Here is a 20921-nt window from a genome sequence, read left to right as displayed (position 1 = left end):
TTACAACGCTCATTTGGCCAGTAAAAAATGGAATTAATCAATGAAAAAATTAAACCCTGTGATATTCAATTACATCCTGTCCATATAACACTCATCATGACGAGGGATGCTTTTGATCTCTCCTTCAATTATAGCTTTCCTGTGGGTATTCGGACCATCCATGGATGAAAAACAGGGAGATTATCACTGACTGTACAATCAACTGCCTCGTTAAGCCCTGAATTAATCATCGGCCCGGAAAATGCTTTCTTAAGTCTTCCGGGCCGATTTATTTTACATGTGTTTAATCATCGCCTCTGCAAAGCCTGAACTGCTGACACAGGTTGCCCCGTCCATCAGGCGTTCAAAGTCATAGGTCACCGTCTTGGCTTCGATGGCGCCGTCGACCCCTTTAATGATCAGATCCGCCGCTTCAGTCCAGCCCATGTGGCGCAGCATCATTTCGGCCGACAGAATCAGGGAACCGGGATTCACCTTATCCTGACCGGCGTATTTTGGCGCCGTACCGTGGGTTGCCTCAAACACAGCCACTTCATCACTCATGTTGGCGCCGGGCGCAATACCAATGCCCCCTACCTGTGCCGCCAGAGCATCGGAAATGTAGTCACCGTTTAAATTTAAGGTGGCAATGACACTGTAATCTTCAGGTCTCAGCAAAATCTGTTGCAGGAAAGCATCCGCAATCACGTCTTTAATGACAATCTGTTTACCGGTTTTGGGGTTTTTAAATTCCATCCACGGGCCGCCCTGGTATTCTTTGGCGCCAAAACTGTCGCGCGCAACCTGGTATCCCCAATCCTTAAAGGCACCTTCGGTGAATTTCATGATGTTGCCTTTGTGAACCAGGGTAACGGAATCGCGATCATTATCAATGGCATATTGAATAGCCGCTTTAACCAGACGGCGAGTGCCCTGCTCTGACACCGGCTTGATACCAATGCCGCAATGGTCCGGAAAACGGATCTTTTTTACACTCATCTCGTTTCGCAAAAATTCAATGACTTTTTTTGCCTCCGGGGAATCCGCCTGCCACTCAATACCGGCATAAATGTCTTCGGAATTTTCCCGGAAAATAACCATGTCGGTTTTCCAGGGCTCTTTCACCGGACTGGGTACACCCGTAAAATAACGGATAGGACGAAGGCAGGTGTAGAGGTCCAAATCCTGACGAATGGCCACATTCAATGAGCGGATACCGCCGCCAACGGGTGTGGTCAGTGGGCCCTTGATTGAAACCACGTATTTTTTCAGGGCGTCCAAGGTTTCTTTAGGCAGCCATTGATCGTTGCCGTACACTTTGGTGGCTTTTTCACCGGCATAGACTTCCATCCAGGCAATCTTACGCTTGCCGCCGTAAGCTTTCTTCACCGCTTCATCAACCACACGAATCATAGGGGGAGTTACATCCACGCCGATGCCATCCCCTTCAATAAAAGGGATAATCGGTTGGTCAGGAACCTGCAGAGAACCATTAGCGGCAACGGTTATCGCTTGCCCTTCTGTTGGGATACGAATTTTTTCAAATGTCATTGGCAACTCCGTCTAATAAGAGGCAATTATCATAGCATGCCAAAATGCTTTGTCCCAACTCCCATTCACGGCATAATAGGATTTATTCTTTCCATTCACAGTTTGATTCATTTGAGTACGTTATTACTTTTTAATAAACCCTATGGCGTGGTTTGCCAATTCAGTGGTACCGAGCACGAGCAGACCCTGGCGGACTTCATCAAGCGCCCAGGCTTTTACGCGGCTGGCCGTTTGGACAAAAACAGCGAGGGCTTGCTGATTTTAACCAATGAGGGAAGGATACAACATCAATTAACACATCCCCGCTTTCATAAACAGAAATATTACTGGGTTCAGGTGGAAGGCCAACCCGAGGAGAGGGATTTGATGCCTTTAAGGGAAGGCATTCTGATCGGCGGCGTACACTACCGGCCGGCCAAAGTCCGCCTCATTGAAGAACCGAAATTATGGCCAAGAAATCCGCCCATTCGTTTTCGAAAAAACATTCCCACAACCTGGTTGGAGGTTATCTTGAGCGAAGGGAAAAATCATCAGGTGCGGAAAATGACAGCCGCCATTGATTTTCCTACGTTAAGACTGGTTCGCCATCGCATTGCCCAGTGGTCGCTTGGCGATCTTAAACCTGGGGAGTACCAGGTGATTGAAATGGAGTAACTCCAGAACTTTCACCGACCAGCAATTGAATAAATACAATCCCAGTAGACTATAATTGACACACATTGTCTATATGGATTGTCGTCATGAAAGTAGTCTTGTACTTTGAGTCTTCCAACAGAAAAATCCCATTGGATATCAAATCGGAGTCCACACCCACGGAACAGGTTAAACACGCGCTTGAAAAAAACGAAATTCCTCTCTCTGACTTAAAACAGATTCGCTTTGAAAAGCATGCCTTAAACAACCTTGAAGACCTCGACTCCTGGTATCAGCAAATGGAAGAATTGGCTGTTTATAACCAAACCCGCAACAAACGCCTCCTTCCACATGAACAGTTTAACGTCAGGCCGACCTCAGCGGAGGAAGCGCTGGCGGAATTTAAACGAAATTACCCTAGAAACCGCCTTTGGCAATTGGCCGTCGATGGCCAGCTTTACTCCAGCATAACAGGAAATTCCGCAACCAAGGCTGAGCCTGATCATGGGTGGGTGGAGTACTGCCAAAGAGAAGACAACTCACTCAATGCCTTTTTTACAGGTTTAAATCTGTCTCTTGAGAATCTGGAAAATCCCATCATTTCTGAGGAGCTGATACTCGCGCTGCATGCGACGGTGACCAACAATGTTTTTTTGGGAAATAATGAGAACATTGCTCGGGGAGCTTATAGGGTAGATTCCCCTTTTTTTAATTTTTTTCCATCGCAAGGACGCATGACAGTCTCGGGATTAGCGGATTTATTGGATAAAATAGAAAACCATGCGTTGAGTGGGCCTGATGAGGAGGACGGTGAAGGAGTCATGTTATGGCCTAAATTTCAGGAGTCTTCACCCTGCTTTATTACCCCGGCAAGCATTAAAGAAGAGCGCAGAAAATACGTCGGGGAGGGAGACAATCTGGCATTCGCGTCTTTTTTAATCAGCCAAGGCAAAGCAATTCATTACCAGGCCCCCGCCAATCCCCAGTCACTGGTGCAACAAACCATCGCTCGTTACAATGAAACCATCAGCACATTAAGTGATCCAGATGCTATTTTGCAACTCATTGGTGAAACAACGGAAGCACTGGAGCGCATCCATCCATTTGGGGATGCCAATGGCCGCACTTTTGTTAACTTGTTGCAAAATCGTTTACTTATCCAGAATGGCTTTCCCCCAGCAACACTCTTCGAACCCAACATCTATGATGTGTATGGCCATCATGCCGACGTGTTGAAACGAGGAATTTTAAATACCACAGCCATTTATAACGGCGAGAATGTTTTTGGCTACCCCATGCACAGACGGCATCCCTTGTACCCGGAAAAACCCGATCCCCCCTATTCCAATCATTATTTTCTTAATTCCCAAGCTTATTTTGATCAAAACCAGGAATTAAGACAGTTTTCCATGCAATACGATTTTAATCCATTGCTCCCACTTTTTGAGTCAGGCAAACCCTCCCTGAGAACGCTACATGACGCCCTTGCCAATACCGCATCCCCGCTCGATAAACTGGATTACATTACAGAAGCCATTAACCAACTTGCCGAACAGCCGGATGCCATAGCAAGACTTCATCGGGTGTTTAATGACATCGTCGATGCAATTCCTGCTCCCCGCTATTCCCATACCGCCCAGGACTTCGAGTTACAGGAACTTTATTATCAGGCCCAGGTGCGATTGGGCACCCATCAACAAAACCAGATCATTGTGCAATTAATGCAACGTAGCGATAAGCCTGATTTTGCGCTGGCTGAGGAAAGCAATGACGTGAAGAAGGGTAAAGGGAAAGAGAAAGAGAAGGAAAAAGAACCAGAGCCTATACAGGAGCGAAAAACGATTGAAAAGAAAACAGACAAAGCACCCACAAGCAAGCTCAATGCGAGGGAACAGGAACTCCTTCGAACGTTGCGCCAGTACATCGGCTTACGCCAGGTAGAAGCAAAATCCGAAAAAAAATCCAAACATTATAAATCCAACTTCCTTGGGGTAAAAGGCGGTCATTCGGCAAAAGTGAAGATTAGAGCCGCAAAAAAACTGGTGGCGCTTGTCGAAGATAAACCATTTCGGGGTGAAAAGCTTCATTCATTGGACGCCATCGATTACAGTGCATTGACGAGCTCGCGTTTAGGTCAAATGATGGAACCCTACCTCGACATCATTCAGCATTACGCCAATTCAGCTGTCAATTTTCAAGCCAGCGGAGGCTGATGAGGTCAGGTTTTAAAGCGCGCCCTGACCAATAAGGTTTCCTCTGCTGCAAGCCTTATCCAGGGCCAGACCAGGATGCTTAACAGCGTGCCGCCAATGACTGTCATCCAATTCATGGTGTAACCAAGAAAAGCATCAATAAAAAACACAGTAAGCTGATACCAGGCGCAGAAAAACCCAATCAACGCCATCTGCTGTCCGATAGGAAAGAAATAAAAGCGTCTGGCTTTACTGCTTGCAAGCCAGGTGGTTAAACACAGGGCGAAAGCATGTTCGCCGATCACGGTAGCCAGCAAGGCATCCAGAACCAGGCCCAGCATAACCAGTATGCTGACGCGAAAATAATCCGGCATGTAAAACTGCAGATAAAGCACCAGCAAGAGTATCCAGGGTGGTCGGATGGTAACCAAAAAGGCAGGCAGTGGCATGATCGTTAAAATCAGCGCGATTAGAAAAGCAATGGGCAAGCGCCATTTCAAGGAATTCATGTGGCGGCTCCCAATGCATTCATGCGTTCGTTAATTTGCGCCGTTAAGATTTCCTGCTCTTTATCAGGCCAAATTAATAACACCAGACGGTTACGATTAAGCAGAGCAACAGGGCTTACCTCGACTTTGATAAAATCATCGCCCGGCACACTGGTTACATTTTCAACCCGTCCAACCGGATAACCTTCAGGGTATAGCCGTCCCAACCCGGAGGTTACCAACAAATCCCCTTTATTGGTGGATGAGGTCCGCGGCAGATTGATCAAAGACAATTGCCCCAAATTATTGGTACCCACTAAAATAGCTCGTTCGCCGGTGCGGGTATTTCGAACCGGCACAGCGCACTTGGCATCTGAAATCAGCAATACCGTGCTGGTCATATACCCGACATCGATAATTTGTCCCATCACCCCTTTGGCATCCAGAACGGGTTGGCCGGTATAAACGCCATCCCGTTTGCCTTTGTTAAGGATTACCAATTGCCGCGCGGTACTGGTATCGACAGCCAGAATCTGGGCCGCCATGGCTTTCATTTTGGCTTTGGAAGAGGTCAGCAACAGTTCTCTAAGCTGCGAGTTTTCTTCCTTGATGGCCATGAGCTTTTGAAGCTCAGCCTCCAGCAGCGTCTGCTGATAGCGTAACTCCATGTTTTCACTGATTAAGGAGGTTTTGGCGCTCACTAAAGCCTGAGCCCAACCCATGATACGCACCGGATAATCAACAGCGTATTGCAAAGGCGAAACCATGAAGGAAAACCCACTACGCACATGACCCAGGTACTGGTAATGGTAGTCAGAAAACATCAAGCAAATAGAAAACATCAAGGCAAACACAAAGCTGAACGCTCGGTGTTTGCCCTTGCCAAAAAGCTTATTATTCGAATTATTCGGTTGAGAGGAAATCACCGCCACGCAAATCCATTGTTTCCAACGCCTTACCACCACCACGCGCTACGCAGGTTAAAGGATCTTCTGCGACTAGTACGGGCAGGCCAGTTTCTTCCATCAGCAAGGTATCCATGTTTTTCAACAGAGCGCCCCCGCCAGTGAGAACCATACCGCGCTCAGCAATGTCAGCAGCCAATTCAGGCGGTGCCAACTCTAGGGCGGCTCGAACCGCACCCACGATACCGGACAGAGGTTCTTGCAATGCTTCAAGGATTTCCGCACTGGTCAATGTGAAACTTCGCGGCACGCCTTCGGCCAGATTACGGCCCCTGACTTCAATCTCAAACAAATCACGACTTGGGAAAGCAGAACCAATTTCATGCTTGATACGCTCTGCCGTGGTTTCACCAATCAAGGTGCCATAATTACGGCGAACGTAAGACACAATGGCATCATCAAATTTGTCGCCGCCAATACGGACAGACTGATGATACACAATACCGCTGAGGGAAATAATAGCCACCTCCGTGGTGCCGCCGCCAATGTCGACAACCATCGAACCGCTGGCTTCTTCGACCGGCATCCCCGAACCCAATGCTGCCGCCATCGGCTCTTCGATGAGGAAGACTTCACGCGCACCAGCACCCATGGCTGATTCGCGAATTGCACGACGCTCGACTTGGGTAGAACCACAAGGTACGCAGACCAGCACTCGCGGGCTGGGTCTTAAGAAACGGTTTTCATGCACTTTATGAATGAAATGTTGCAACATGCGTTCTGTGACAAAGAAGTCGGCAATAACCCCGTCCTTCATCGGACGAATGGCATTAATATTGCCCGGGGTTCGTCCCAGCATACGCTTGGCCTCTATCCCGACAGCCGCCACACGCTTTTGTCCTGATTCGTTTCTTAATGCCACGACGGAGGGTTCATTAAGAACGATCCCTCTATCCCTTACATAAATCAATGTGTTAGCTGTTCCCAAATCGATGGATAAATCGTTTGAAAAAACGCCCCTTAATTTCCTGAACATGAGCCCCACTACCTCGTTCTTTTTTTGGACTGTACTTTAACCTATATTTGGGTAAAAATCGACAGGTCTTTATTAAGATTCTTTATCCATGATAAAAAATTCTCTACCCTCCATAGTGAGCCAATAGGCGAAGCCCCACTACTCGCCTCCAGGAACTGATTTTCCCGGTCGTTTACTTCGCATTATTCCCTTGCATGTTGAATGATTGGGGATCGCAGCAGCTATCATGGGTGCCCGCCTGCGCGGAGAGGACAAAAAAAGAGACTCGCCCCTACCGGATAAAATCTGCTGTGAGCAAAACTTAAATGAATCTGTTATACCCCACATATAACCCACACCGTGTCCTGCCCGCGCAGGCGGGCATCCATCCATCAAAACAATCCAATCAAATCAAGCCACTGAGGATTTTTTTGTAGGATTAGATTAATTTTCCATTACCTGTTCCATTTCTTGCGCTGTTTTTCTCTTGTAATGGCCTCATAAATCGCTGAGTGAATTTCATAATAGACCAAATAATAAACCTTGTATTTTTTAGTAAATCTTCTTCAACTAGTCCTTCTTTGTGTTGCTCCGATCCGCCGCACTAGATTACTTGTAACACCGGTATAAAGTGTTCATAAGCGTTGCTGGATAATATATAAACAAAATAAGGCCTATCACCCGACATGTTATTCCATTTACTTTTATATCCGAGAACGGAAAAGAGGCCCGCTTACGCGGGCTGGGAGATTACTCCACACTAAACGTTTCCTTAAGTTCAGCAAGATTCCTGTTGATGAACTGTTGCCCCAAACCTGGAACTTCCGCCAATTCTTCGACCGATTTAAAACCCTCGTGGCTTTCACGGTATTTAACAATGGCCTCTGCCCGCTTTTCACCAATTCCTTTAAAGGAATGAATCAGCGTTTTTAATTCAGCGGTATTCAGGTTGATTTTAGGAGCGGCCGTTTCTGCTTCCTGAGCGGTCGCGGTTGTGCCGAGGGGTGTGGGTGATGCGTACAAAGGGAATGACATTGATATAAATGACAGAACCATAGCAATCAGATTTGCTTTCATAATTTTTCCTTATTGTGATTGGACTTAACGGCATTTGCCGTCATCAACCTCTTGTTGTTTTCCGTAACAAGAGGTTGCGAATTATGACAGTAAGTTCTTGTTTTGTCTAGCGATTATTTGAAAATTGTAAATAATGGCGATAAAGAACATACGAGACGCAGGAAGTTAGTTTTTTTACCATATCCAAATGCAGAAATTCATTGGGACCATGGGCATTGGAATGAGGTCCCAATACACCGGTAATCATAAACTGAGCTTGTGGAAATTTCTCACCCAGCATGCCCATAAAGGGGATGGTGCCCCCTTCACCGATATAAGCCGCAGGCTTATTGTAGAATGCCATGGAGGCCTCATCAGCGGCTTTAGCAAGCCATTCGGGCATTAATGGCGCATGCCAACCCGGTGCACCGTCATCAATATGAAAGGCGACTCTGGCCTGGTAAGGCGGCTCTTCGGTCAATGCCTTTTGCAGGGCCATGGAAGCCTTTTGCGGGCAAACCAGCGGCGGCAGGCGCATGGATAATTTAAATGCCGTTTTTGGACGCATGACATTGCCAGCATTGGCAATCGCTGGCAACCCTTCAGCGCCGGTCACCGTCAAAGCAGGCCGCCAGGTGCGGTTCAGTATTAATTCCGTCTTATTACTCGTCACGGGTTTGACATCCGTATGGAAAGGAAACGCACGGTAAACGTCCTCTCCAAGAATTTCCCCGCACTGACGCGCCTGACTCACCCGTTCCTCAGGGATCTCGCAATACAGTTCAGGCAATTTCACTTGCCCTGTGGCTTCGTCTTCAATACGGCTGATGAGTTGCCTCGCCACTCGAAAACTGTCGGGGACAATGCCGCTGGCACTGCCGGAATGGACGCCTTCTTCAATCAATTCCACCGAAAGCTCACCCACCACGTTGCCGCGCAGGGAAGTGGTCATCCACAATTGTTCGTAATTCCCCGCCCCCGAATCCAGGCAGATGACCAGCGAGGGTTCGCCAATGCGATGAGCCAAGGCTTCGATATAGTAAGGAAGGTCATAGCTGCCGCTTTCCTCGCAGGCTTCAATAATCAATACACAGCGGGCATGGGCTAATCCCTGTTTCTTAAGCTGGTCAATGGCCGTTAACGAGGCATAAGCCGCATAGCCATCGTCCGCGCCCCCGCGGCCATAAAGCTTGCCGTCACGAATCACAGGCTGCCAGGGACCCAGTCCCTCCTGCCATCCTGTCATTTCCGGCTGCTTGTCGAGATGCCCATACAGCAATACGGTTTCCTCTAATTCACCGGGAATCTCCATGAACAGAAGCGGCGTGCGGCCTTCTAACCGGATAACCTCGAGGCTCATGCCTTGGGGAGCATGGGCTTCACACCACTGGGCAACATGGGACACTGCTTTTTCCATGAAACCATGCGTCTGCCAGTCTTTATCGAAATGCGGCGATTTATTGGGAATTCTAATGTAGTCAACGAGACTGGGGAGGATCTCGTTTTGCCAGGCCTGTTCAATTCCTTCAAACAGTTTCTGGGGATTCAACATGCAACTGCTCCTTAATGAGATTCATGATTTTCACGGTGGCGGATTCAATTTTCAGCGATTTAATGCGCCGAATGATGTCCTGTTGATTCGCTTCCGCCTCATCAATGGCCATCAACAAGCGGTCGGTGGTTAACTCTTCCTGGGGAATGACAATGCTAATCCCTTGCTCCTTAAAATAGCCAGCATTCTGAATTTGATCGCCGCGGCTTACTTTGGCTGAAAGCGGGATTAACACGTGCGGTTTTTGCAAGGCAAGAATCTCATACAGGGCATTCGCTCCGGCCCGTGAAACCACCACGTCGGCAGCGGCAAACAAGTCAGCCAGTTCGTCGCTGGCGTATTCCAGTTGAAAATAACCCGGCGCCGTTTGCAGGGACTCATCCACCTTCCCTTTGCCGCACAAATGGATAATCTGATAGTTGTGGCTCAGCCTGGGTAACGCTTCCCTCACGGCCTGATTAATCGCTTGAGCCCCCAGACTCCCGCCGATAACCAGTAAAATGGCCTGTTTGTCATTAAAACCGCACAGTGCAAGACCACGCTGACGCGAGCCATTAAATAATTGCCGACGAATGGGCGTCCCCGTTATTGCCACCTTATCCTGTCGTTTAACATGGTTTTTTGCCGGGGCGAAAGTCACACAGAGTTTATTCACAAACGGAAGGCACAGGCGGTTCGCAAGTCCGGGCGACATGTCCGACTCATGAGCAACGACAGGAATGCGATTCAGCCAGGCCGCCACCACCACAGGGAAAGCGACAAATCCGCCTTTGGAAAAAACAAGGTCTGTATTCAAACGCCGCAACAACCAAAACGATTGGATTAAACCATAAACAATCTTGAACGGATCTAAAAAATTCTGCCAACTGAAATAACGGCGTAATTTACCTGACTGAATGGGATGAAAGGGAACACGGGTTTTACCAATAATCTGTTTTTCCACCCCATCGGCAGAACCAATGTAATCAATTTGCCAGCCTTCTTCTTCAAGGTTTTCAATCATGGCTAAATTAGGAGTGACATGACCGGCACTGCCGCCCCCGGTTAATACGATTTTTGCATTCATTTGATTTCCCTGATTAACAAACTCAAGTCAATTGCGTGTAAGGACTTGGTTATCGAACCGACAGAAATAAAATCAACGCCCGTGAGCGCAATGGAGCGGATGGTATCCAGCGTCACCCCTCCGGAGGCTTCCAATTGGCATTGATAAGGTTGATTTAAAACCACCGCTTCTGCCAGCATGGCATGGCTGAAATTATCCAGCAGAATACGGTCGGGGCCAGCATTCAACGCTTCCAGCAACTCCTGAAGCGTTTCCACTTCGATCTCAATCAGCAAGTCCGGCCGTTGCTCACGTGCCATTAAAATAGCCTGCGTAATGGAGCGGCAGGATTTAATGTGGTTTTCTTTAATCAAGTAAGCATCGTATAAACCAACACGATGATTCATACCGCCCGCACAGGCAACAGCGTATTTTTGCGCTAGCCTTAATCCGGGAATGGTTTTGCGTGTATCCAGCAAACGGGCTTTGGTGCCTTTAATTTCCTGTAAATAGTGCCAGGTCTGGGTGGCTGTGGCGGCCAGGGTTTGTAAAAAATTTAACGCGGTTCTTTCCGCGGTTAACAGGTCACGGGCGCGACCGCTGATTCTGCACAGCGTCGAGGGTTCCGCCAACCAGGCCCCCTCATCAACCAACCATTGAATGTCAATGGCCGGGTTAACCTGTGCAAAGACTTCATTGACCCAGGGCTGACCACAGACCAGCATGGGCTCGCGCGAAAAAATTTCAGCCACGGCCTTTAACTCGACTGGCAGCAGTGCCGCACTGACATCGCCAGAACCAATGTCCTCAGCCAGTGCACGTTTTACATTGTCTTTGATTTCATCGAAAGGAATATTCATGCCTGACTCACCTTTAATTTTTTTTGCCGTGCGTATTGCATTTTCAGCCAGGGAGGAGCAATTAAGGTGGTGAGGATAACCATTAAAATAATGGCTGAAAACAGATTATCGGAAATAACCCCCAGGGTCCTGCCGATGGAGGCAAAAACCAATCCCACTTCACCACGGGGCAACATACCAATCCCTATCAGCAATCGATCGTCCTTTTTATTGCCGCCCAGGCCACTGACCAGTTTGCCAACGATGGCCGCCAGGGTTAACGCACCCGCCATAGCCAGCACGCGCCAGTCATAAAATGATTCCAGTTTGACCTGAATACCAATTAACATAAAAAACAGGGGGGCTAAAATGGCTTCAAACGGAGCAATCAGTTGCTTGATATCCAACCGGTATTGCCGCTCGCTGTCATCGACTTCAAAAAAACCATCATGAATCACCAGACCCGCTGCGAACGCGCCAATGATGGCGGCCAACTGCATGACGGTGGCCAGCCAGGCCAGCGTCATTAGAAAGAAAAAGGATGCAAAGAGCTTGGCCTCCCACACATCAAGGAAACTTAAAAAGCGGATTACCTGCCGCAAAGCCCATGGACCAAACAAAACAGCCACAGTAAAAAAAACGAGGGCTGAGCCCAACACCCAGACAATCTGCAATACTTCCACCTCGCCGCTGACAACAATGCTGCTGACAATGGCTAAAATCATCAGTCCCAGGACATCATCGAGCATGGCCGCGCCCAGGATAGTCCTCGCCTCGCGGGTTTTAAGTTTTTTCATTTCCGACAACACGCGGGCGGTGATGCCTATGCTGGTGGCCGACAAGGTGGCGGCAACAAACAAGTCCGCTTTATAGGACGCTTCAGGCAATAAGAGATGGGCGACTACAAACCCAAGAATAATCGGCACAACCACGCCGATGATCGCCACCTGGACAGATTCTCTCCCCGTTTTTTTCAAATCCTGCAGCGAACTTTCAAGGCCCACCATGAACAGGAGAAAAAGAACGCCGAAACGCGACAGAATGTCCAGAACATACCCTGCCTTGATTAACTCGATGCCATCCGGACTGGTCAAGGCGTTCAGCATCTGTTTGGCATAAACCGGATCAGGAATGCTTGTTTTAACCGCTTGCGTCAGGGAGACGCCATCCAGCATGCTGCGCATGATGTGAAAAATCGCAGAGCCTTCACGCAGCACCACAAATATTTTCAAGCCAAAAAAATAACAGACATTGCCCAACACCACGCCCAGGATCAGCTCCCCAAGCACCCCGGCCTGATTAAACCGCTTAGCCAGGTAACGTCCCAACAAGGCAAAGATAAAAATAAAACTCACCCAGAAAATCACTGACGCCAGCGGATCCTGTTCATGGGTATTACTTCCAGCAAATACCAAAGCCGGAAAACAGGCTGCGGCGATCAGTAAGAGTCTGGAAAGCCGCTTCATGTTTTCTTTCCGGCCAAAAACAGGCAGGTATCCAACACGGAATCAGGATTTAACGACACGCTGTCTATGCCCTCTTTCATCAGCCACTCAGCAAAATCCTGGTGATCAGACGGACCCTGACCGCAAATACCGATGTATTTGCCAGCCTTTTTACAGGTTGAAATGGCCATGTGCAGCAAAGCCTTCACGGCGTCATTGCGCTCATCAAACTGCGAGGCGATCAACCCGGAGTCGCGATCAAGGCCCAGGGTCAATTGCGTCAAGTCATTGGAACCGATGGAAAAGCCATCAAAATACTCCAGAAATTCACTGGCTAACAGGGCATTGGAGGGCAATTCACACATCATGATAATCCGCAATCCCTGTTGACCGCGTGAAAGGCCGTGTTCCTTTAACACATCAATCACCTGTGATGCTTCGTTGACCGTACGCACGAAGGGAATCATCACCTCCACATTGCGAAGTCCCATGTCCTCGCGCACACGCCGCACGGCCTTGCATTCCAGTGCAAAACAATCGGCAAAGTCGGGCGACACATAGCGGGAAGCGCCGCGGAATCCGAGCATGGGATTTTCCTCGTGCGGCTCATAATATTGCCCGCCCGCCAGATTGGCGTATTCATTCGATTTAAAATCAGATAAACGGACAATCACAGGTTTGGGATAAAAAGCAGCGGCAATGGTGGCAATGCCTTCTTTCAAACGTTCGATGTAGAACTCCACCGGCGATTCGTAGGCCGCGGTTTTTTCATCAATCAACTGCTTAAGCTTTTTATCTTCCAGGGAAGCGTAATTCAACAGCGCCTTGGGGTGTATGCCAATGGTGTTGGAAATTAAAAACTCAAGACGTGCAAGCCCCACGCCTGAATTAGGCACCGATTGAAAAGCAAAAGCCCGTTCAGGATTGCCCACATTCAACATCACCTTGATGGGCAGTTCCGGCATGGTGTCCACATTGAGGTTGATGCGCTCAAAGGGCAACAACCCCTTATAGATATAACCGGTGTCGCCCTCGGCACAGCTGACAGTGACTTCATCCCCGTCACGGATTGCTTTTGTGGCATCACCGCAGCCGACCACGGCCGGAATGCCAAGCTCGCGGGCTATGATGGCTGCATGGCAGGTGCGCCCGCCCCGGTTGGTGACAATGGCAGCGGCCCGTTTCATAACCGGCTCCCAATCCGGATCGGTCATGTCGGAAATCAGAACATCGCCGGGTTTTACCCTGTCCATCTCGCTGATGTCTTTGATAATTCGGGCACGCCCCTGGCCGATGCGCTGACCGATGCTGCGCCCTTCGCTCAGGACGTCGCCTTTGGCTTTCAGGGTGTAACGTTCCAGCACCTGAGTATTGGCGCGGCTTTTTACCGTTTCCGGCCTTGCCTGCAATATGTACAATTTGCCATCTTTGCCGTCTTTAGCCCACTCAATGTCCATGGGGCGGCCATAGTGTTTTTCAATGATGAGCGCCTGTCGTGCAAGCTGCTCTATCTCGTCCGTGGTCAGAGAAAATTTCAAACGCTCTACACCTTTCACCTCTTCGGTTTTGACATTGCGGCCACTGCTGGGATCATCGCAGTAAACCATTTTGAGCGCTTTGCTGCCCAGGTTGCGACGAATCACCGCCGGCCTGCCTGCGTTTAAGCCCGGTTTATGAACATAAAATTCATCCGGGTTCACCGCACCCTGTACAACCATTTCCCCAAGCCCATACGACGAGGTAATGAATACCACGTCGTTGAAACCCGACTCCGTGTCCAGCGTAAACATCACGCCGCTTACGGCGATGTCGCTTCGGATCATCTGTTGAATTCCCGCCGAGAGAGCAACATCGTGATGGGCAAAACCATGGTGTACACGGTAGGAAATGGCCCGGTCATTAAATAACGAGGCAAACACGTGCTTGATGGCAGTCAGCACCGCATCAATGCCGCGGACGTTGAGGAATGTTTCCTGCTGGCCGGCAAAGGAGGCGTCAGGCAAATCTTCCGCCGTAGCCGACGATCGAACAGCCACGCTGAAATCCTCATGACCGATGTGTTTGGCCAGTTGCTCGTAGGATTGTCTGACAGCCGCTTCAAATTCGCTCGAAAACGGTGTGTTCACCACCTTTTCACGAATGGTTTTACCCACGTGCGTCAGCTGGTTAATATTGTCCGGATCCAGGTTGGACAGCATCTCATAAATGTGCTGATCAAGGCCGTTTTGCGATAAAAAAGCACGAAAGGAGTCGGCTGTGGTGGCAAAGCCTGAAGGAACCAGGACATCGGCAGCGGATAAATGGCTAATCATTTCACCTAACGACGCATTCTTGCCGCCCACTTGTTCCAGGTCCTGCATACCCAAGTGTTTAAAATCAATCGTATGGATGCTGACAGACATAAACCACCCCTAAATCCTTAAAAATGTGAATCATTCTACTGAAATTGCCTCTTGATGTGAATGATTAAGCGAAGTATTAATTACTCAACGCCTTGGGATTCACGACGCCGACCGGCGTGAGCAAGGTAATACAAACAGGGCAGCACCACCAGGGTCAACAGGGTGGATGAGAGAATGCCGCCAATGACTACTGTAGCCAGCGGACGCTGCACTTCCGCTCCGGTACCGGTTGCCAACGCCATGGGAACAAAACCCAGAGAAGCCACCAGCGCTGTCATGAGTACCGGCCTTAACCGCGCGATCGAACCCTGGATGATGGCAAGGCGCAACGGAACATGCTCATCGTAATACAATTTATTAATAAAACTTAAGATGACTAAGCCGTTTAAGACGGCCACGCCGGACAAGGCAATAAAGCCCACGCCGGCTGAAATGGACAGGGGAATCCCCCGCAGCCATAAAGCCACGACCCCTCCTGTTAAGGCCAAAGGAATGCCGGTAAACACCAAAAAGGCATCGCGGAGATGGCCTAAAGCGATAAAAAGCAACAGATAAATAATGAATAAAACAGCCGGCACGACCCATTGCAGGCGCCTGGCGGCAGATTCCATCTGTTCAAACTGACCGCCCCAGCTAATCCAGTAAGCACTGGGCAATTTTAAATTCTGCTCTATTTTCTTCATCGCGGTGCTGACAAAGGAATTTAAATCGCTTCCTCGTACATTGGCGGTGACCACAATACGGCGTTTGCCATTTTCTCGGCTGATTTGATTAGGGCTTTCGCTGCGCTCGATGGCGGCCACCTCCGTCAATGGAATAAAATGACGCTCACCGTCTTCGGCAATGGGCAAAGGAATTAAAATGCGTCGCAGGACATCGGGATCATTGCGTAATTTCTCCGGCAGACGAACCACCAAATCAAACCGCTTATCGCCCTCAAACAGCTCGCCCCCTTTTTTACCACCCAAAGCAATTTCCACCGCATTCTGCACTTCGCTGACCTGTAAGCCATAGCGGGCCAGAGAGACGCGGTCAATGACGACGGTATACAAAGGCAGGCCTGTAACCTGTTCAACTTTAACGTCTGCAGCGCCTGGCACGGTAACCAGGATGTCGCGGACCGCGTTGGCCGATGCGATCAATGTGTTTAAATCATCGCCAAAAATTTTCACCGCCACATCGCTTCGCACCCCGGAAATCAATTCGTTAAACCGCATCTGGATCGGTTGGGTAAACTCATAATTATTACCCGGAATCCGGGTGACTTTCTTTTCAATGTCCTTCACCAGCTGCTGTTTGGATTTGCGTGGGTCAGGCCACTGACTGCGCGGTTTAATCATAACAAAAGTATCAGCCACATTGGGGGGCATGGGGTCGGTGGCGATTTCTGCCGTACCGAGCTTGGAAAACACGCTGGCTACTTCAGGCACCTGCTTAATCTGCTCTTCCAGCAGGTGTTGCATCGCCACCGCCTCCGTCAAACTGGTCCCGGGGATTCGAATCGCATGCAGTGCAATGTCCCCCTCATCCAGGCTGGGGATAAACTCTGCTCCAAGACGCCAGGCAAGAACCAGACTCAGCAAGGTAACCAGAACAGCAAGGCCTGTAATGATCTGCCGGTAACGCAGGCTACAGCCCAGTAACCACTCATATGCTTGGGTCATGCGCATCAGCAGCGCATTCGGTTTTTCGTGGACACGGCCGCGTAAGAACACAGCCACCGCCGCCGGCACAAAGGTCACCACAAAAAAGAGAGCCGCTAGCAGGGCCATGATCACGGTCTCTGCCATGGGCAGAAACATTTTTCCCTCGACACCACTTAAAGTCAGGATAGGCAGGTAAACAATGGTTATGATTAACACGCCAAACACACTGGGCCGTATGACTTCCACTGTGGCCGCTGCAATTTCCTTTTGCCGCTCGTCTTCCGTCAATAGGCGCTTCAATTGATGTTGTCTTAAACCCAGGCGCTTTAAACAATTTTCAACAATGATGACCGCACCATCGACAATCAAACCAAAATCAAGCGCACCAAGGCTCATCAGGTTGGCACTGATCTGATTGACTACCATGCCGCTGATGGTCAGCAGCATGGACAGGGGAATAACCAGGGCGGTAATCAACGCGGCCCGCAGATTGCCTAGAAAAACAAAGAGAACGATGCACACCAGCAAAGCGCCCTCAAACAGGTTGTTTTTAACCGTATTGATGGTGGCATTAACAAGAACAGTCCGATCGTAAACCGCTTTAGCCTCCACCCCATCCGGCAGCGTTTTATTGATTTCTGTTAATTTGTCCGCTACCCGTTGCGAAATCGTGCGGCTGTTCTCGCCCATTAACATAAAGACCGTTCCGAGAACCACTTCCTTGCCATTTTCGGTGGCCGCCCCCGTACGCAATTCATTACCGAGACTCACCTCGGCGACATCGCCAATGCGAATAGGGATTCCCTTGTAACTGGCAATCACGATGTTTTCAATGTCCATGATGCGCTTAACCTGCCCCGGCACGCGGATGAGGTATTGTTCGCCGTTACGTTCAAGGTAGCCTGCCCCGACATTGGCATTGTTTTGTTCAAGCGCTTCAAGGACATCTTCGAGGCTTAAACTGTAACGGAACAATTGCATCGGATCCGGGGTAATGTGGTACTGCTTTTCAAAACCACCAATGGTATTCACCTCGGCCACCCCAGCGACCTGACGTAATTGCGGCTTAATAATCCAGTCCTGGATGGTACGCAATTCGGTCGAATTATAGCGGGATTTCGCCCCCGCTTTATTGGTGACCGTGTACATAAAAATTTCACCGAGTCCCGTAGACACAGGACCTAATTCAGGCGTAACCTCGGCTGGCAGTTTATTCTTGACCTGCTGCAGACGCTCGTTGATCAATTGCCGGGCAAAGTAAATATTGGTCTTGTCTTTAAACACCACCGTGACCTGCGACAGGCCATAGCGTGACAGGGATCGGGTATAATCAAGCGAAGGCAACCCGCTCATGGCCGTTTCGATGGGGAAGGTGACGCGTTGTTCGATTTCAAAGGGTGAAAAACCCGGTGCTTCCGTATTAATCTGTACCTGGACATTGGTAATGTCCGGCACGGCATCGATGGGCAGGAATTGAAAACTGTAAAAGCCAATGCCTGCAATAATCAGGGTGAGAAAAAGCACAAACCAGCGCTGCGCGAGCGAGAAATGAATGAGTTTTTCAAGCATCCCCTCTCCTTAGTGTTCGTGCCCAAACCCGGACTTGTCCAAATCCGCCTTTAGAAAAAAACTGTTCTGAACGACATATTCATCCCCTGGCTCAAGACCGGCAAGAATTTCCGCCCAGTGATTGTTTTGATCGCCCAGTTTTACGGGAGTGGCTTCAAATTGATTCCCCCGTTTTACAAACACAACGGGTTGATCATGCCAGCGTTGAATGGCTTTCAGCGGAACAGCCACAGCGGCCTGGCGGGTACTGACAGTGATTTTGGCATTGACATACATTCCCGGCAGCCATTTCATGTCAGCATTGGCTAATACCGCCCTGGCCAGTACAGTCTGGCTGTCTTCAATACCCAGCGGTGAAATGTAACTGATTTTACTGACCATCCGGGGCTTGCCACCATCACTGCTGACGATAACGTTCATGCCTTTTTTGACCAAGGGTGCTTCTTTGCGATACAGGGTCAAATCAGCCCAGACTGAGTCGAGATTGGCGATTTCGAAAATCGGGTTATCTATTTTGACCATTTCTCCCACGGTCACGGCCTTTTTTACTATCGTCCCGCTGATGGGGGCTGTGATCGTATAATCCTGCAGGCTTTCATTGCTTTCCACGACTGCGAGCCTATCCCCTTCCTTGACGTCATCGCCTAAATTTTTATACACGGATTGGACAATGCCGGCGTAACGAGGGTAAATAGGCGCCATGGCATCGCGATTTGCGACAATTTTGCCCACTACCGTCAATTGCCTGTCGATAAGACGGCCTTTAGCAATGGCGGTTTTAATGCCCACGGCCTTCATCATGTCATCTGACAGGGTCAAACGCCCTTCGTAATCGGCGTACTGCCATTGGTAGTGTTTCCCCTGGTAAGTGAGGATGACATGAACATCAAAGGAATGCGGTTCATCAATCGCCTGACGGCTTTCCAGAAAATCCTCCATGGGAATAAAATGAATGGTTTCCTCCCTGCCGTTAAAACGAGTCAACGTCATTTTAAGCTGCACCTGCCGGGGATTGATTGTTTCGTCTGAGTCCACGACATACACGCGCCAATGCGGCGGGCTGTTTTTTTCAAACATCGTCACCTCAAGGCTTAACGGGCCGTGAAGTAGTAGTTTACCGCCATGAGGACCTGTTTTTATTGCCTCATGCCCGCTGACAGCCTCGATCTCACCATGGGCAGCAAGGGGGGGCGAGGCCAGCAAGGCCAGCACAGCAAGGCTTACTCTTAAGCAGATTTTCAACATGTGCGCTTCCTGGTTGTTGAAATGCCCAATATTCCTGTCATTTGTATCAGGGCTTTGTGGTAGTTCGCATGCGCCTGTTGGTAGTGCTTTTCCTCCTGATACAGCATCGTCAGCGCCTGGGATAATTCCAAATACGTATAACGCCCCTGCTTGTAGCCTTCTTCGGCCAGTTTCACGGCTTTTCTTGCCAGCGGCAACAGGGAACGGGTCACCCGATCTGCTTCATACACATTCTGCTCCCATTCGAGCAGGTATTGGTAGAGCTGCTGCTTCAACTGCAGGCGCAATACGTTTATTTCCTGAAGAACCTGGGTGTATTGCGCCTCGGCTGCGGCAATTCGTCCCTGGTTACGGTCAAAGACCGGCACTTGCGAACTGGTGGAAACCACCGCCGCATTGTTGCCGTCATCGGAAAAATGGCGGCCCCCAAGCTGCACCACCAAATTGGGCCAGACTTCTTTTTTAACGGCAGTAATCTCAGCGCGCCTCGCGTTTAGCAAGAGTCTTTTCTCTTTAAGCACAGGGCTTTCAGGCATTTTTTCCACAATACGCCGCCATTGCATCTTTTGATGCGACAGGCCCCGGTCGGTCAATGGCCGCCCCTTCATTTTTTCTACACCCATCACCCTGTCCAACATGGCCTCTGCCAGCAACATCTCACGGCGCGCCCGGTTCTCACGTATTTTGGCCTCATAAAACCGGATTTCAGCTAATCGTAAATCAAGTTCCGTGCCGGCTCCGGCGACATTGCGGCGTTTGATTTCCGAGACAATCTGCTGATGAAGGCGAGTCAGCTTGCGGGTTACGGTATACCATTGAGCAGCATAGAGGGCATCCACATAAGCCATACCCACCCGACTATAAATGTCCATTTTTTTTAACACGAAGACGGGCAATACCGGCCACATAGCCGGCATAGGCAGCTGAGCGAAGGTAATGGAGTCGATGACCCAGGGGAATAGGCTGCGTCACGGACAAGGTGGTCTCTGCTGATTCGTAGCCCTGATACTGCCCGGACCCACCGATGTTTTCCGCTTCCAGTGAAATGGAAGGGTTGGGTAGTAAACCGCTTTGAATCACGCTCCCCTTTAGACGTTCCACCTCGGCAATGGCCACCTGCAGTTCCGGATTATGGCGATAGGCTAATTGCAGGGCTTCGGGAAAGGTCAACGGTTTAGCGGCCGTTGCGGCACAGCAGCCATGGGCAATCATCATTATATAAAAGAGAAGCAAGCGCATCCCTTCGTCCTTGCATCAGTTCAAGCGGCTTTATCCGGCTTACTCGCCTTATTATTAAATCGCTAAATCGATTACATATCCACTAAAAAAGCAATAAGGTGTTAATTTGCAGAGAATCAG

Annotated in this window: 14 protein-coding genes and 1 pseudogene; 2 read left to right on the top strand and 13 right to left on the bottom strand. The window is 49.4% G+C overall.

What is annotated here, in order from left to right:
- Positions 1 to 273: 273 nt before the first annotated feature.
- Positions 274 to 1530, bottom strand: a complete 1257-nt coding sequence (gene icd / locus DYE45_RS06020) for an NADP-dependent isocitrate dehydrogenase (RefSeq protein WP_108293635.1) — start codon at positions 1528 to 1530, stop codon at positions 274 to 276.
- A 111-nt stretch (positions 1531 to 1641) separates the two neighbouring features.
- On the opposite strand from icd, the gene DYE45_RS06015 reads away from it, so the two are divergent.
- Both DYE45_RS06015 and DYE45_RS06010 read left to right on the top strand, forming a co-directional pair.
- Positions 1642 to 2184, top strand: a complete 543-nt coding sequence (locus tag DYE45_RS06015) for a pseudouridine synthase (RefSeq protein WP_108293691.1) — start codon at positions 1642 to 1644, stop codon at positions 2182 to 2184.
- Between the two features lie 86 nt (positions 2185 to 2270).
- Positions 2271 to 4376: a Fic family protein gene (locus DYE45_RS06010; protein WP_115300603.1), complete on the top strand. Its 2106-nt coding sequence runs from the start codon at positions 2271 to 2273 to the stop codon at positions 4374 to 4376.
- A 5-nt stretch (positions 4377 to 4381) separates the two neighbouring features.
- Here DYE45_RS06010 and mreD read toward each other — a convergent pair whose 3' ends face one another.
- The 12 genes and pseudogenes from mreD to DYE45_RS05945 form a co-directional block, all read right to left on the bottom strand.
- Positions 4382 to 4864, bottom strand: coding sequence for a rod shape-determining protein MreD (gene mreD / locus DYE45_RS06005; RefSeq protein WP_115300602.1), 483 nt, complete (start codon positions 4862 to 4864; stop codon positions 4382 to 4384).
- Positions 4861 to 5769 (bottom strand): rod shape-determining protein MreC, encoded by a 909-nt coding sequence (gene mreC, locus DYE45_RS06000; protein ID WP_108293689.1) that lies wholly within the window; start codon positions 5767 to 5769, stop codon positions 4861 to 4863. The genes mreD and mreC overlap by 4 nt, the downstream gene beginning before the upstream one ends.
- On the bottom strand, positions 5747 to 6784 hold the full coding sequence (locus DYE45_RS05995; RefSeq protein WP_058527717.1) for a rod shape-determining protein: 1038 nt from the start codon (positions 6782 to 6784) through the stop codon (positions 5747 to 5749). Before DYE45_RS05995 ends, mreC begins: the two co-directional genes overlap by 23 nt.
- A 729-nt stretch (positions 6785 to 7513) precedes the next feature.
- Positions 7514 to 7840, bottom strand: a complete 327-nt coding sequence (locus tag DYE45_RS05985) for a ComEA family DNA-binding protein (RefSeq protein ID WP_108293629.1) — start codon at positions 7838 to 7840, stop codon at positions 7514 to 7516.
- A gap of 106 nt (positions 7841 to 7946) precedes the next feature.
- Positions 7947 to 9371 (bottom strand): M20 family metallopeptidase, encoded by a 1425-nt coding sequence (locus DYE45_RS05980; RefSeq protein ID WP_108293627.1) that lies wholly within the window; start codon positions 9369 to 9371, stop codon positions 7947 to 7949.
- Positions 9346 to 10437 carry an undecaprenyldiphospho-muramoylpentapeptide beta-N-acetylglucosaminyltransferase gene (gene murG / locus DYE45_RS05975; protein ID WP_108293625.1) on the bottom strand — a complete coding sequence of 364 codons (1092 nt, stop codon included), beginning with the start codon at positions 10435 to 10437 and terminating at the stop codon, positions 9346 to 9348. The genes DYE45_RS05980 and murG overlap by 26 nt, the downstream gene beginning before the upstream one ends.
- Complete coding sequence (nadC, locus tag DYE45_RS05970; RefSeq protein WP_108293623.1) at positions 10434 to 11276, bottom strand: carboxylating nicotinate-nucleotide diphosphorylase; 843 nt, start codon at positions 11274 to 11276, stop codon at positions 10434 to 10436. Before nadC ends, murG begins: the two co-directional genes overlap by 4 nt.
- On the bottom strand, positions 11273 to 12721 hold the full coding sequence (locus tag DYE45_RS05965; RefSeq protein ID WP_108293621.1) for a cation:proton antiporter: 1449 nt from the start codon (positions 12719 to 12721) through the stop codon (positions 11273 to 11275). The genes nadC and DYE45_RS05965 overlap by 4 nt, the downstream gene beginning before the upstream one ends.
- A complete protein-coding gene (gene ppsA / locus DYE45_RS05960) occupies positions 12718 to 15102 on the bottom strand; it encodes a phosphoenolpyruvate synthase (protein WP_108293619.1) in 2385 nt (794 codons plus the stop codon). The genes DYE45_RS05965 and ppsA overlap by 4 nt, the downstream gene beginning before the upstream one ends.
- Positions 15103 to 15182: 80 nt before the next feature.
- Positions 15183 to 18317, bottom strand: coding sequence for an efflux RND transporter permease subunit (locus tag DYE45_RS05955; protein WP_115300601.1), 3135 nt, complete (start codon positions 18315 to 18317; stop codon positions 15183 to 15185).
- A 9-nt stretch (positions 18318 to 18326) separates the two neighbouring features.
- Complete coding sequence (locus tag DYE45_RS05950) at positions 18327 to 19562, bottom strand: efflux RND transporter periplasmic adaptor subunit (RefSeq protein WP_115300600.1); 1236 nt, start codon at positions 19560 to 19562, stop codon at positions 18327 to 18329.
- A pseudogene (locus DYE45_RS05945) lies at positions 19556 to 20801 on the bottom strand (TolC family protein). Before DYE45_RS05945 ends, DYE45_RS05950 begins: the two are co-directional and overlap by 7 nt.
- Positions 20802 to 20921 lie beyond the last annotated feature (120 nt).

This window comes from Legionella taurinensis (assembly GCF_900452865.1).
In the GTDB taxonomy this organism is placed as follows: domain Bacteria; phylum Pseudomonadota; class Gammaproteobacteria; order Legionellales; family Legionellaceae; genus Legionella_C; species Legionella_C taurinensis.
This window is presented reverse-complemented; position numbering and strand designations above follow the sequence as displayed.